Raw genomic sequence first — 13516 nt, forward strand, 5'->3', positions numbered from 1 at the left:
GCGCGGCGAGGCGCGAGCCCGGTCCGCCGTCGCTCTCACGAGCTATGGCGGATCGATCGCCGATGACGTTTCTTGGCTCGGAAGGCGGTGTCCTCGCTTCGATCCGCCGAAGCCTCGGCGAAGGCGGACGGGATGCGGGTCACCGGCCGGCCGCTAAGGCGTACCGGAAGCGTGCGTCGTGCGGACGGCCGGCGGCACGCGCCCGCCTCCGCCTTCGCTGAAGCTTCGGCGCGATCCTATCGGCATCGACCGGCCGATACGGTTCGCGCGAGCTCACGGCCGATCGCGCCGTAGCTCGTGAGAGCGGAGGCGGACGGCTCGATGCATCCGCCTTCGCTTCGCTTCGGCGCGACAAGTCGCCGCGCCAGCCAACGAAAGATTACAGGACTGTCCATATCTCAATAGATTCGACGTCGAGGCGCGGCGAGGCGCGAGCCCGGCGGGATGCGGGTCACCGGCCGGCCGCTAAGGCGTACCGGAAGCGTACGTCGTGCGGACGGCCGGCGGCACGCGCACGCCCGGCTCGATGCATCGCCGCGCCGGCTAGACGCCGGTCAACCGGCACCAGTCGATGGGCTCGACCAGCATTCCGTCCCCCATGACTTCCTCGCTCTCGACGTGGACGAAGTCCCGACCTCCATCCGCGAGAGGCTCGAGAATGCCGGAGCGTCCGCAGCGCGGGCAGGCCGAGACCAGCCCCTCCATGGGCGTCCGGCTGCCGACGGCAACTTCGGTGAAGTCTTCGAAGGTTCTCATGGCACCCTCCCTCGTTTCCTTCCGGCAGGATCGCGCCGGAACGGAAGCGGCAACAGATGCGAATGCGTCACTCGGTTGCGTCGGCCGGGGCGATCCGGAAGAGCCATGCCGCAAGATGCGTCCACCAGGGACGCGGCCCGAAGGGTTGGAAGACGGGTTCGGGCGACCCGCCCGCGGGCGGGTCGAACGAACTCGTATAACGACCCTTATGGTCCGCGCCTCTACCACTCGCTGCCGCGGCGCCAGCTCTGCAGAATCCGCATGTAGTTCGCCCGCTCCAGCGCGGCCGGGTCGGGGCAGTGCTTGTGGCTCATGCTCCCCCGCGCCTCTGCGAGGCTCTCGTACTCGTGGTCCTCGAGCCAGCGCTCCATCTCCTGCCGCACGACGGCGATGTGCTCGGGACCGTGGCGCAGGAGCGAGGAGACCATCTGGATCGCGTCGGCGCCCGCCATCACCGCCTTGACCGCGTCCGTCGCCGTGTGCACGCCGCCGGAGACCACGAGCGAAGCGTTCACGCGACCCGAGAGGATCGCGAGCCAGCGCAGCCGCAGGAGGAGCTCCGAAGAGTCGGACAGATGCAGGCTCGGCTGGATCTCGAGGTTCTCGATGTCGATGTCGGGCTGGTAGAAGCGGTTGAAGAGTACGAGCCCGTCGACCCCCGCCTCGTCGAGCGAGCGCGCGAGGTTCGCAAACGCCGAGTAGAACGGCGAAAGCTTGATCGCGACCGGGATCCGCACGGCGCTCCGGACCGCCTCGACGACCTGGATCGTCCGCCGCTCCACGTCCTCGCCGTTCTCCAGCGGGTCCGTCGCGAGGAAGTAGCAGTTCACCTCGAGCGCGTCGGCCCCCGCCTGCTCGATCAGGCGCGCGTATTCGACCCACGACTCGGGAGACGTGCCGTTCAACGACGCGACCACCGGCACGGAGACGGCATCCTTCAGCCGCGCGACGTGCTCGAGGTACTCCTCCGGCCCGAGCTCGAACTCCGACGCTCCGGGAAAGTAGGAGAGAGCCTCGGCGTTCGACTGTTCGAACGCGGCCAGATGCACGTGCCGCCGCACCTCGTCGTCCACGATCTGCTCCTGGAAGAGCGAATGCATGACGATCGCCGCCGCCCCGGCGTCCTCGAGTCGGCGGACCGTATCGAGGTCGTCGACCATCGGGGAGGCGCCCGGCATCAGCGGATGGGGCAGGGCGAGGCCGAGATAGACCGTCGTGAGGTCCATCAGGCCTCGTTCGCGCCTTCCGGAGCCGGCGAGCCGCCCGGCGAACCCGCCCTGGAGGTGACCTTCGGGGCGGCCGACGCGGACGAGGACGCCGCGGCGGGACCCCCGCCGTTCCCGTTGCCGCCGTGGAACGCCGCGAGGTGCCGGTAGAGTGCCTCGCGACGTTTCGAGATGCGCTCGGCCTCGAGGACCATCTTCTTCCAGGCGTCGGCGCCCGTCCGCTCGACGGCGCGGAACCGGTTCTCGTTCTTCAGGTAATCCGCCACGCTCGCCTTCGGCGCCGGAGAGTCGATCGAGAGGGGCGCCTCTCCCGCCTCGGCGCGGCGAGGGTCGAAGCGGAAGAGCGGCCAGACGCCGCTCTCGACGGCGAGCTTCTGCTGGTCGGCGCCGTACGCCATGTCGTAGCCGTGCGCGATGCAGTGGCTGTACGCGATGATGAGCGACGGTCCGGGGTACGACTCGGCCTCGAGGAAGGCCTTCAACGTCTGGTGATCGCGGGCGCCCATCGCGACGGAAGCGACGTAGGCCGCGCCCGTGCTCATCGCGATCATCCCCAGGTCCTTCTTCGGCGAGCGCTTTCCGGCCGACGCGAATTTCGCGACCGCGCCGAACGGCGTCGCCTTCGACTGCTGTCCGCCGGTGTTCGAGTAGACCTCGGTGTCGAGCACGAGGATGTTGACGTCGCGCCCCGACGCGAGCACGTGATCGAGCCCGCCGAAGCCGATGTCGTACGCCCAGCCGTCCCCGCCGACGATCCAGACGCTCTTCCGGACGAGCGCGTCGGCGATCTCGGCCAGGCGCCGGCCCTCGGCCGAGCCGATCGCCGCGAGCCGTTCCTTCAACGCCGCGATGCGGACGCGCTGCGGCTCGATCTCGGCCGGCGCGCCTCCGGCGGCCAGGATCGCGCCGGCGAGCTCCTCGCCGACCTCCGGGGCGAGGGCGCGCAGCAGGTCGCGGGCCTGCTGGGAAAGGCTGTCGAGCGCGAGCCGCATTCCCAGACCGAACTCCGCGTTGTCCTCGAACAGCGAGTTCGACCACGCGGGACCCCGCCCGGAGGCGTTGGCCGCGTAGGGCGTGGTCGGCAGGTTCCCGCCGTAGATGCTGCTGCATCCCGTCGCGTTGGCGATGAGGGTCCGGTCGCCGAAGAGCTGCGTCAGGAGCTTCACGTAGGGCGTCTCCCCGCAGCCGGCGCAGGCGCCCGAGAATTCGAAGAGCGGCTGGGCGAACTGGCTCCCCTTGACGTCGAGGACGCGCAGGCGCGAGCGGTCGGGCTCCGGCAGGCCGAGGAAATACTCGAAGTTCTCCTTCTCCGCGTCCCGGAGCGGCGCCTGGCGCGTCATCTCGATCGCCTTGCGCCGCGGGTCGGACTTGTCCTTGGCCGGGCAGAACGAGACGCAGAGCGAGCATCCCGTGCAGTCCTCCGGCGCGACCTGGAGCGTGTACTTCATCCCGGCGTAATCGGCGGCGCGGAAGTCGACCGACTTGAAGGTCGAGGGCGCCGTTTCGAGGAGCGCGGGGTCGAAGACCTTCGCGCGGATGACCGCGTGGGGGCAGATCAGGACGCACTTGTTGCACTGGATGCAGAGCACGGGATCCCAGACCGGGATCTCGGCTCCGATGTTTCGCTTCTCGAAGCTCGCGGTTCCCAGCGGCCACGTCCCATCGGGCGGAAACGCGGAGACCGGCAGGGCGTCGCCCTTCCCTTCCATCAGGACCGCCGTGATCCGCCGGACGAACTCGGGAGCTTCGGCGGGGACGGTCGGCGGCCTGGGAAGACCGGTCACGGCGGAGGGAATCTCGACGAGGAAGAGGTTCGACAGAGCGGCGTCGACCGCCGCGAAATTGCGTTTCAGGATCTCGCTTCCCTTGCGCGCGTAGGTCTTCTCGATCGCGTGCTTGATCCGCTCGATCGCGTTCTCCTGGGGGATCACGTTCGTGATCGCGAAGAAGCACGCCTGGAGGATCGTGTTCGTCCGGCCCCCGAGCCCCGCTTCGCGCGCGACCTTGTTGGCGTCGATCACGTAGAAGAGCGGCCGTTTCTCGAGAATCGTCTCCTGGACTTCACGCGGCAGGTGATCCCAGACCTCGTCCGGGCCGTAGGGAGCGTTCAGCAGGAACTCGCCTCCCGGCTCGAGCACGTCCAGGACGTCGGCGCGTTTGATGAACTCGAACTGATGGCAGGCGACGAAGCTCGCGCGCCGGATGAGGTACGGCGAGCGGATCGGCCGGGGGCCGAACCGGAGGTGGGAAACCGTCGCGGCGCCCGATTTCTTCGAGTCGTAGACGAAGAAACCCTGGGCGTGGTTGTCGGTGTCCTCCCCGATGATCTTGATCGTGTTCTTGTTCGCGCCGACCGTGCCGTCCGCGCCGAGGCCGTAGAACACGGCGCGCGTGACCTCGGCGGGCTCGATCTCGAACTCGGGGTCGTAGGGAAGCGAGAGATGCGTGACGTCGTCGACGATCCCGACCGTGAAGCGCCTCTTGGGAGTCTCCTTGCCGAGCTCGTCGAAGACCGCCTTCACCATCGCCGGAGTGAATTCCTTCGAGGAGAGGCCGTACCGCCCGCCGATCAGCCGCGGTTCGGCCGCGGTCAGCCCGCGCTCGCGCGCCTCGGCGAGCGCGCCCTGCACGTCGAGGAAGAGCGGCTCGCCCACCGAGCCCGGCTCCTTCGTCCGGTCGAGGACCGCGATCGAACGGACGGTCGCCGGAAGCGCGGCGGCGAGGCCCTCGATCGAGAACGGCCGATAGAGATGCACCGTGACGGCGCCGACTTTTTCTCCCAGCGCCTCGAGATGGCGGGCCGTCTCGGCCGCCGTCTCGGCGCCGGAGCCCATCGCGACGACGACGCGCTCGGCGGCGGGATGCCCCGCGTAGTCGAAGAGACGATACCGCCGGCCCGTGCGCTCCGCGAGAACGTCCATGGCCCGCTCGACCAAGGCCGGCACGGCGTCGTGGAAGCGGTTGGCCGCCTCGCTCGCCTGGAAGAACGTGTCCGGATTCTGGGCCGTTCCCCGGATGAAGGGATGATCCGGCGAGAGCGCGCGGCGGCGGTGCTCCGCGACGAGCCGCTCGTCGACCATCGCTCGAAGCTCGTCGTCGGAAAGCGGGACGATCTTCGCGACCTCGTGGGACGTGCGGAACCCGTCGAAGAAGTGAAGGAAAGGGACCCGGCTCGAAAGCGAGGCGGCGTGCGCCACGGCCGCGAGATCCTGCGCTTCCTGGACGGAAGACGCGGCGAGCATCGCGAAGCCCGTCTGCCGGCACGCCATCACGTCCGAGTGGTCGCCGAAGATCGAGAGCGCGTGCGTCGCGAGCGTCCGGGCCGCGACGTGCATCGCAAACGGCGTGAGCTCGCCCGCGATCTTGTACATGTTCGGGATCATCAGGAGGAGCCCCTGGGACGCCGTGAAGGTCGTCGAGAGCGCGCCCGCCTGGAGCGCTCCGTGCACGGCTCCGGCCGCGCCGGCCTCCGATTGCATCTCGGTGACCTGGGGAACCGCGCCCCAGAGGTTTCGCCGCCCGGACGCGGACCACTCGTCGGCGAATTCACCCATCGGGGAGGAGGGGGTGATGGGGTAAATCGCGATGACCTCGCTCAGCCGGTGAGCGACGGAGGCCACCGCCTCGTTGGCGTCGAGAGTGATCCAGCGTCCGTTTGGCATGCCCGAACCGTAGCTTTTCCACAGGCATGCGGGCCTGATGAGGATGAATCATTTGCGCCGTTTGAGCCGTTTTCCATCGCGGGAGCTGGCTCGGGGACCGGGAGCGCGTGGCGGCGGCGCGGCTCGCCGAACGAGCGGCTCGACCGCGCCGCCGCCACCCCCTTCGCCGACGCTCCCGCTCCCGCATCGCGGGACCTCCGCTCGGTTACTTCGCGAAGGGTCCCCCGCGATGCGAAGGGCCCCGCGTGGAAGCAGCGTCCATGCAACATGAAACCGACGGTGAGTTTCGCCGCGGCGGACTCATGGAAGACCACCATACCCTGGACCAGTTCAGCGGGATAGATACCGCGCACGGCTATACGCGAGCGAGGTGGGATGCGGGCGTCCGATCCGCGGCCGAGTCGTACCGGGGGGGTACGAGGCAACGTGCGCGCCGAATTAAGCGACCGCGGTCGCTTCAACTCGGCGCCGACGTTATCGGCGCGCGTCCTTACTTACATGAAACCTAACGTTAATTTCGCCGCCTCGCTCATCATGTTTGGCCCCCAAACCGGCTCCCACACGAGCTCGACGTCGGTCTCGGCGACGCCGGGAACCGACTCGATCTTGCGCTTCGCGTCGTCGGCGATCGCCGCGCCCATGCCGCAGCCGGGCGCTGTGAGCGTCATCTTCACCTCGATGCGGAAGCCGTTGCCGACGGGCTTGACCTCCAGGTTGTAGACGAGGCCGAGCTCGACGATGTTGATCGGGATCTCGGGGTCGAACACCGTCTTCAGCTGTTCCCAGACCGCCTTCTCGACGCCTTCGGCCGACGACGGGCCGGCGCCGGCGGTCGCCTCGGCGGCCTTCTTCGCCTCCTCCGGCATCTCGACGCCGAGCGCATCGGCGTCCTTCCCCTCGATGCGGAAGAGTCCTCCGATGGACGGGACTTCGACCGTGAAATTGCCGCCGAGCGTCTGGGTGATCCGGACGAGGGTCTTCGACGGCAGCGCGATCCGCTCGCCGGAAGGGATCTGCATCGCGACGACGTCGCGGGAAAGGGACAGGATGGACTGGGGATAACCGGGCATTTTCGGGCCTCCGATGTCGATTCTATCCCGGGGGTGCGCGCCTCCGAGACTTCCGGCCTCGCGACGCTCTTCGACCGGCAACGAAAGCGGATGGCTTCCGTTCGCGTGTGCCCCCTTGGCGCGACACTTTCGTCAGGCGATTTCGACTCGACGGCGGTTCGGCCTTATTTTGTGACGGGTTTTTCTCGATTCTCTGCCTGACGCCGCTGGATCGACGCGATCTCCCATTCCTCACGCAGGCGGTCGGATTCCTCGAGCGTCCGGTGCTTGTAGACACCCGGCGGAAACCGCAGCCCGCTGGCGGAGAGGGCGAAACCCCAGACGGCCTCCATCGCCCGCCACAGGCGAGGGTCACCGGGCTCGAACCAGAGGTCGCAGTGCGCCTTCATCTCCTCGATGCTTCGAAACTTTCGTATCGGCATCACTCGTCCTCGATCTTGAAGCGTTCCCTGAGCATGGCCGCGTCGGCGTGATCTTTTGCGCGAACCGTGCCCTTCTTCATGCGGATGAGCATACGCGGGGTCGCGACGGTCACCGGAATGCCTTCGAAGAGCACCCTCTGCGACTCGATGTCGCGATAGCGGAACGCCTCGCCGAGCCGGGTCAGAATGTCGATGTGGAACGTCCCCGTCGGGGGGACGTATTCCACGGCGGGATATTCTCCCATGAGCTCGACGGCATCGATCTGATCGATGTTCGGGTCCGGATAAACGGAGCGGAGCGCCGACTTCAGACGCCCGATGTTCTCCCTGTCCGGGTCGACGAAAATGTCGAGATCCTGTGTCGCGCGCGGAAGACCGAGAAGATTGATCGCCGCCGCCCCGAAGACCACGTAACGGACTCCCTCGCGCTCCAGCGCGGCCAGCACGCTTTTCGTCGCCCCGAAGTCCACGGTCAACCCGCCGCCTTCATCGCTGCGCGCGCGAGCTCCAAAACGTCGAACGCGGGCGGCCCCTGCTGGATCTCTTCCTTCGCGTTGGCGATCATGACCATGCAGAAGGGACAGGAGACGCCGACCTTGTCGGTCTCCATCGCGGCGATCTCCTTCATGCGGGTCTGGTTGATCCTCTCGCCGAGCTTCTCCTCCATCCACATGCGGCCGCCGCCCGCGCCGCAGCAGAGCCCCTTTTCCTTCGAGTGCTCCATCTCGCGGAGGGTCACGCCGGGGATCGACTCGAGGATCCGGCGCGGCGCGTCGTAGACCTTGTTGTAGCGGCCGAGATAACAGGGATCGTGGAAAGTGATCGATTCGGAGAGCTCGCCCTGCATCCGGATCCGACCCTGTGCGATGAGCTCGGCGACGAGCTCGGTCCCGTGGATCACCTCGTAGTCGCCGCCGAACTGCGGGTATTCGTTCTTCAGGCAATTGAGGCAGTGCGGACAGTTCGTGACGATCTTCTTGACGCCGTAGCCGTTCATCGTCTCGACGTTCTGCTGCGCCAGCGTCTGGAAGAGGTACTCGTTACCCATCCGCCGCGCGGAATCGCCGTTGCAGGTTTCTTCCGTCCCGAGGATCGCGAACGTCACGCCCGCCTCGCGGAGGATCTCGACGAGCGCCTTCGACACTTTCTTCGCCCGATCCTCGTACGACCCGGCGCAACCGACCCAGAAGAGGTACTCGACACTGCCCTTTTCCGCCTCGGCCATCGTGACGACGGGAATGTCTCCAACCCAATCGCCGCGCGAAGCGGCGGCGATCCCCCACGGGTTGCCGTTGGTCTCCATGCCGCGGAACGCCGTCTGCATCTCCTTCGGGAACTCGGCGCGGTCGAGGACGAGGTGCCGCCGCATCTCGACGATCTTGTCGACCGCCGGGATGATGAAGACCGGGCACGCGGTCGTGCAGAAGCCGCACGTCGTGCAGGCCCAGATCGTGTCCTCCGAGATCCATCCGCCGATCAGCGGCTTCGTCTCCGCGGCCGGACCGCTCCCGCGGCCGGAGGCCTCCGCGAGGAGCCGCGGCGTCTCCGCGTAGAACGCGTCGCGGAACGTCGTGATGTGGTTCTTCGGGTCGAGCGGCTTGCCGGTCAGGACCGTCGGACAGACGACGCGGCAGCGGCCGCATTCGGTGCACGTGTAGCCGTCCAGCAGCGCTTTCCAGGTGAAGTCCTCGACCTTCGACGCGCCGAACGTCTCGGTGTTCTCGAGGTCGACGGTCGCAAGCCGCCCCATCGGCTCGAGCTTCTGAAGGAAGATGTTCGGGATTGCCACGATGATGTGGAAGTGCTTCGAATACGGCAGGTAGTTGCCGAAGAAGAAGATGTCGACGAGGTGCACCCACCAGCAGGCGGAAAAGAGGGTCGCGAGCGCGGCGGGGGCCATCCCCCCGAGGAGGGAGGCGACCGGAGCGCTCACCGGCGACCACCAACCCGCGCGCGCGGGGTCGAGGGCGATCCGGGCGGCGTCGGCGACGAGGTCGGTCACGATCAGCAGATCGATCAGGAACAGGATGAACCACGCGTCGAACGACGGGTCGAGCCGCTTCGGCCGGGCGAACAGCCGCCGCCAGGCCGCCATCGCGACGCCGACGAAGACGAGGAGCTCGATCACGTCCTTGACGAAGTTGTAGCCGTGGCCGAGCGTGCCGGAGAACGGCTGAAACGAGGGGGCGAAACCCTCGACGACGAGCGCCGTCGTCCGCACGGTGAGGACGACGAACCCGGAAAAGATCAGGATGTGGAACGTCCCGGCGTACGGGTCCCGGAACATGCGGAGCTGCAGGAACGCGTACTCGATCGTCTTTCCCAACCGAGTCGGAAGCCGGTCGAATCGGTTTTCGCGCTTCCCCGCCAGCAGCGCCTGGAAGCGCCGGGAAGCGGAATACGCGAACGCGAGGATCGCCGCGAGCACGAGGAGCGCGAAGATCACCGTCCCGGGAAGGCCCATCCAGGTCCCCGCCGTCGGAGCCGCGAGGTTTTTCATGCGCCCGCATTTCACCACATCTCGCCCCGAATCCCGAGATGCGCAAGCGCGGTCCGGCGGCGAAAGCACCTCCGTTTCCCCATCGCCGCCGCCCCGAAGGCCCCCGCGCGCCCTCCCTGCGACGAAGGTAGACTTGGCGAGTGACTCCCCCGCGACAACGATTCGAATCGTGACGGCGGCCCTGAGGTTTGAATGACTCTCGTCGCCGGAACGAAACTCGGCCCTTACGAGATCCTGTCTCCCCTGGGAGCGGGCGGCATGGGAGAGGTTTACCGGGCTCGCGACACGCGGCTCGGCCGCGAAGTGGCGGTCAAGGTGATTTCGGGAACCGCCGCTTCGAGCGCCGACCACCTGCGCCGGTTCGAACGGGAGGCCCGGTCCGCGTCCGCGCTCTCCGATCCGCACATCGTCACGGTGTTCGACGTCGGGGAACAGAACGGCGTCCATTTCTTCGCCTCCGAGCTCGTCGACGGTGGAGACCTGCGGTCCCCCCTCGGCGAGGGCGCGCTTCCCGTCCGAAAGGCGATCGAGATCGCCGAGCAGATCGCGTCGGGACTCGCCTCCGCGCACGAAAAGGGAATCACGCATCGGGACCTGAAGCCGGAGAACATCCTCCTCACGAAGTCCGGGGCCGCGAAGATCGCCGACTTCGGTCTCGCGAAGCTCGCCGAGACGCCCGATGCCGAGCTCTCGCAGATGCCGACATCCGACCGGATCGAGACCGAAGCCGGGGCGGTCATGGGAACCGTTTCCTACATGTCGCCCGAGCAGGCGAGCGGAAGGAAGGTCGATTACCGATCGGACCAGTTTTCCTTCGGCGTGATCCTCTACGAGATGCTGACGGGCGAGCTCCCGTTCCGGCGGGAAACGCGCGGCGAGACCCTGGCGGCGATCCTGCGGGACGAAGCGCCCCCGATCGCCGACTCGCACCCGTCGGTTCCCGCGCCGCTGTGCTGGATCGTCGAGCGCTGCCTCGCCAAGGATCCCGACGAACGGTACGCGTCGACGAGAGACCTCGCGCGCGAGATCTCGGGTGTCCGCCGCCGCCTGTCCGAAAAGTCGGGAAGAGGCTCGACGGCCGCAGCCGCCGCGCCGCCTCGGCGACCTCGAGGAATCGGGTGGGCGGCGGCCGGCGCCGCGGCCACTGCCGCCGTCTGGTTCGCCGCTTCGCGGCTTCGCCCCGCTCCGGCAGCGGGAGGGCCCGTCCGATTCCAGATCGACGCGCCGACGAAGGCCACGTTCAACGTGATCGGGCGCGACGCGGGCCCGCTGACCGTCTCGCCGGACGGAACGCAGATCGCCTTCGTGGCGACGTCCTCGGAGGGCCAGAAGCAGATCTACCTTCGCGGCCTGAACGCGCTCGACGCCCGGCCCCTCTCGGGCACCGACGGTGCGAGCTATCCCTTCTGGTCCCCCGACAGCCGCGCGATCGGCTTCTTCGCGGGCGGGAAATTGAAGAAAATCGCGACGGCGGGAGGCCTGGTCCAGAGTCTCTGCGACGCCGTTCTGGGGCGGGGAGGCGCGTGGAGCCGCGACGGCGTCATCCTCTTCTCGCCGGGAGCCTACGATCCGCTGTACCGGGTTCCGGCCTCGGGCGGCACGCCCGTCCCGGTCACCCGATTCGTCGACCCGCAACACGAGAGCAGCCACCGCTGGCCGCAGTTCCTCCCCGATGGGCGCCACTTTCTCTTTCTGCGGTTCGGAACAAGCTACAGCCCCTCGCGGCAGGATGGCGCGATCTGTCTTGGCTCGCTCGATTCCACGAGGGCGACCTCGGTCGTCCTCGCGAGCTCCTCGTTCGCATACGCGCCCTCGGGACAGATCCTTTACGTCCGCGACGACACGCTCGTGGCGGCGCCTTTCGACTGGAAGCGCGGGCAGGTGACTGGCCCGACGGTCCCCATCGCTCCACGCGTCCTTCTCTACCGGAACACGGCCAGTAGCGCCTTCTCGGTATCCGACAACGGCGTCCTCGTCTATCAAAATGGCCCCTTGCCCCCCGTTTCGGAGCTCGACTGGTTCGATCGCGGCGGAAAGCTCCTCGGCTCGGTAGGAGAGCCGGGAGATTACGAGGACCCGCGGCTCTCCCCCGACGCCCGCCGCCTCGCCACCAACCGGATCGATCCGGCTAACGGCGCCTCGAGCATCTGGATCTTCGACATGACGGGCGGCGGCGGGACGCGCTTCACCTTCTCCCAATCGGTCAATCACTATCCCGTCTGGTCTCCGGACGGGTCCCGCGTCGCTTTCGACACCAATCGCAATGGACCATCGGACATCTTCATGAAGTCATTCGAAGGCTCCGGCGAAGAGCGGTCCGTGCTCGCGTCCGAGGTAGCGAAATCCCCCACCGACTGGTCGACCGACGGCTCGACGCTCGTTTTCGAGCGGCTTGATCCTAGGACGAAATACGATCTCTGGCGGCTCTCGCTGAAGGCGGGCGCGACGCCCGAACCGATCGTTCGATCGGACGCCAGCGAAACCGATGGCCGCATCTCGCCCGACGGAAAGTGGCTTGCCTACGCTTCGAACGAGTCCGGGACCTGGGAGGCGTACGTGACCGCGTTTCCGGGACCGGGCGGGCGGTGGCAGGTCTCGAACGGCGGAGGCGTGCAGCCTGTCTGGTCGCGCACCGGAAGGGAGATCTTCTTTCTCGCCGGCGATCGCAAGCTCATGGCCGCGCCGTGCGAGACCGGCCCGGCCTTTTCGGTGGGTGCGCCGAGGGCGTTGTTCCAGACCCTCGCCCGCTATACCGGCAATGTCGCCTACGACGTCGCGCCGGACGGCCGCTTTCTCGTCAACACTCTCGTCGGCGCGAGCGCAGCGCCGCCGATCACGGTCGTCACCCACTGGGACACGGCGCTGAAGAGATGATTGCCGAGCGACGGAAGGCGGGGAGAGAAGCTCTCCTCTGACTTCGCCGATAATTCCTCGATGCGATTCGCGATCTTCGGGACCGGAGGCGTCGGCGGGTATTTCGGCGGCCGGCTCGCCGAGGCGGGCGAGGACCTGACCTTCATCGCCCGCGGCGCGCACCTCGAGGCGATCCGGAAGCGCGGCCTGGCGGTCGACAGCGTCGCGGGAGATTTTCGTGTATTTCCGGCGCAGGCGACCGACGATCCGGCCGCGGTCGGGCCCGTCGACGCCGTTGTCGTCTCCGTCAAGGCGTGGCAGGTGCCGGAGGCGGCAAAAGCGATCGCGACGTTCCTGCCCGGAGACGGCGTCGCGATCCCCCTCGAGAACGGAGTCGAGGCACCCGACCAGCTCGCCGCGGAGCTGGGGACGGACCGCGTGCTGCCGGGCCTCTGCAAGATCGTGAGCTTCATCGCGGCGCCGGGAGTCGTGCGGCACGCGGGGGTCGAGCCGTCGCTCGCCTTCGGGGAGATGACGGGGGGCACGAGCCCTCGCGTCGACCGCCTCCGCGAGGCGTTCCGGCGATGCCGCGGCGTCACGGTCGAGGCGCCCGACGACGTGCGGGTCGCGCTCTGGCAGAAGTTCGTCTTCATCGCGGCGTTTTCCGGCGTCGGGTCGCTCAGCCGAAGCGACGCCGGCGCCATCCGTTCGACGCCGCAGACTCGCGCGATGCTCCGCGAATGCATGCGGGAGACGCAGGAAGTCGGCCGCGCCCGCGGCGTCCCGATCCCGCCCGACACCTTCGAGAAGACGTTCGCGTTCTTCGAGCGCCAGATCCCTCCGGACGCGACGTCGTCGATGCAGCGCGACGTCCAGGAGGGCCGGCCGTCGGAGCTCGAGAACCAGACGGGAGCGGTCGTGCGGCTCGGACGGGAAGCGGGCGTGCCGACGCCCGTCAACGATTTCCTCTACGCGGCGCTCCTGCCGCAGGAGAACAGAGCCCGATCTATCTCCGGAAGCTCCGGGT

General features: G+C 67.9%; 9 protein-coding genes. 2 read left to right on the forward strand and 7 right to left on the reverse strand.

All coding sequences use genetic code 11. The features are described 5' to 3' along the window. Window positions 1-543: 543 nt before the first annotated feature. The 7 genes from VKH46_03140 to VKH46_03170 all read right to left on the reverse strand — a co-directional run bounded on the left by VKH46_03140 (window position 544) and on the right by VKH46_03170 (window position 9636). Window positions 544-756 (reverse strand): hypothetical protein, encoded by a 213-nt coding sequence (locus VKH46_03140; protein ID HKB69810.1) that lies wholly within the window; start codon window positions 754-756, stop codon window positions 544-546. A 221-nt stretch (window positions 757-977) separates the two neighbouring features. Next, window positions 978-1982 (reverse strand): dihydroorotate dehydrogenase-like protein, encoded by a 1005-nt coding sequence (locus VKH46_03145; GenBank protein HKB69811.1) that lies wholly within the window; start codon window positions 1980-1982, stop codon window positions 978-980. Continuing rightward, the gene (gene nifJ / locus VKH46_03150; protein HKB69812.1) at window positions 1982-5644 is read right to left on the reverse strand and encodes a pyruvate:ferredoxin (flavodoxin) oxidoreductase; all 3663 of its coding nucleotides are present in this window, start codon (window positions 5642-5644) and stop codon (window positions 1982-1984) included. The genes VKH46_03145 and nifJ overlap by 1 nt, the downstream gene beginning before the upstream one ends. A gap of 494 nt (window positions 5645-6138) precedes the next feature. Then, the gene (sufT, locus tag VKH46_03155; protein HKB69813.1) at window positions 6139-6714 is read right to left on the reverse strand and encodes a putative Fe-S cluster assembly protein SufT; all 576 of its coding nucleotides are present in this window, start codon (window positions 6712-6714) and stop codon (window positions 6139-6141) included. Window positions 6715-6878: 164 nt separating this feature from the next. Then, window positions 6879-7136: a hypothetical protein gene (locus VKH46_03160; protein HKB69814.1), complete on the reverse strand. Its 258-nt coding sequence runs from the start codon at window positions 7134-7136 to the stop codon at window positions 6879-6881. Continuing rightward, a complete protein-coding gene (locus VKH46_03165) occupies window positions 7136-7606 on the reverse strand; it encodes a hypothetical protein (GenBank protein HKB69815.1) in 471 nt (156 codons plus the stop codon). Before VKH46_03165 ends, VKH46_03160 begins: the two co-directional genes overlap by 1 nt. A 2-nt stretch (window positions 7607-7608) precedes the next feature. Continuing rightward, the gene (locus tag VKH46_03170; protein HKB69816.1) at window positions 7609-9636 is read right to left on the reverse strand and encodes a heterodisulfide reductase-related iron-sulfur binding cluster; all 2028 of its coding nucleotides are present in this window, start codon (window positions 9634-9636) and stop codon (window positions 7609-7611) included. Window positions 9637-9828: 192 nt separating this feature from the next. Between VKH46_03170 and VKH46_03175 the strand changes: the two genes are divergently transcribed. Further along, the gene (locus VKH46_03175; GenBank protein ID HKB69817.1) at window positions 9829-12510 is read left to right on the forward strand and encodes a protein kinase; all 2682 of its coding nucleotides are present in this window, start codon (window positions 9829-9831) and stop codon (window positions 12508-12510) included. A gap of 60 nt (window positions 12511-12570) precedes the next feature. Further along, window positions 12571-13516: 2-dehydropantoate 2-reductase (locus tag VKH46_03180; protein HKB69818.1), on the forward strand; the 946-nt coding region annotated here is incomplete at its 3' end.

It is taken from the genome of Thermoanaerobaculia bacterium (assembly GCA_035260525.1).
Classification (GTDB): domain Bacteria; phylum Acidobacteriota; class Thermoanaerobaculia; order UBA5066; family DATFVB01; genus DATFVB01.

What these genes read in the sequence shown, in the direction of transcription:
- VKH46_03140 (HKB69810.1), bottom strand. Translation starts at nt 756, where the DNA reads ATGAGAACCTTCGAAGACTTCACCGAAGTTGCCGTCGGCAGCCGGACG.
- VKH46_03145 (HKB69811.1), bottom strand. Translation starts at nt 1,982, where the DNA reads ATGGACCTCACGACGGTCTATCTCGGCCTCGCCCTGCCCCATCCGCTG.
- nifJ (HKB69812.1), bottom strand. Translation starts at nt 5,644, where the DNA reads ATGCCAAACGGACGCTGGATCACTCTCGACGCCAACGAGGCGGTGGCC.
- sufT (HKB69813.1), bottom strand. Translation starts at nt 6,714, where the DNA reads ATGCCCGGTTATCCCCAGTCCATCCTGTCCCTTTCCCGCGACGTCGTC.
- VKH46_03160 (HKB69814.1), bottom strand. Translation starts at nt 7,136, where the DNA reads ATGCCGATACGAAAGTTTCGAAGCATCGAGGAGATGAAGGCGCACTGC.
- VKH46_03170 (HKB69816.1), bottom strand. Translation starts at nt 9,636, where the DNA reads ATGAAAAACCTCGCGGCTCCGACGGCGGGGACCTGGATGGGCCTTCCC.
- VKH46_03175 (HKB69817.1), top strand. Translation starts at nt 9,829, where the DNA reads ATGACTCTCGTCGCCGGAACGAAACTCGGCCCTTACGAGATCCTGTCT.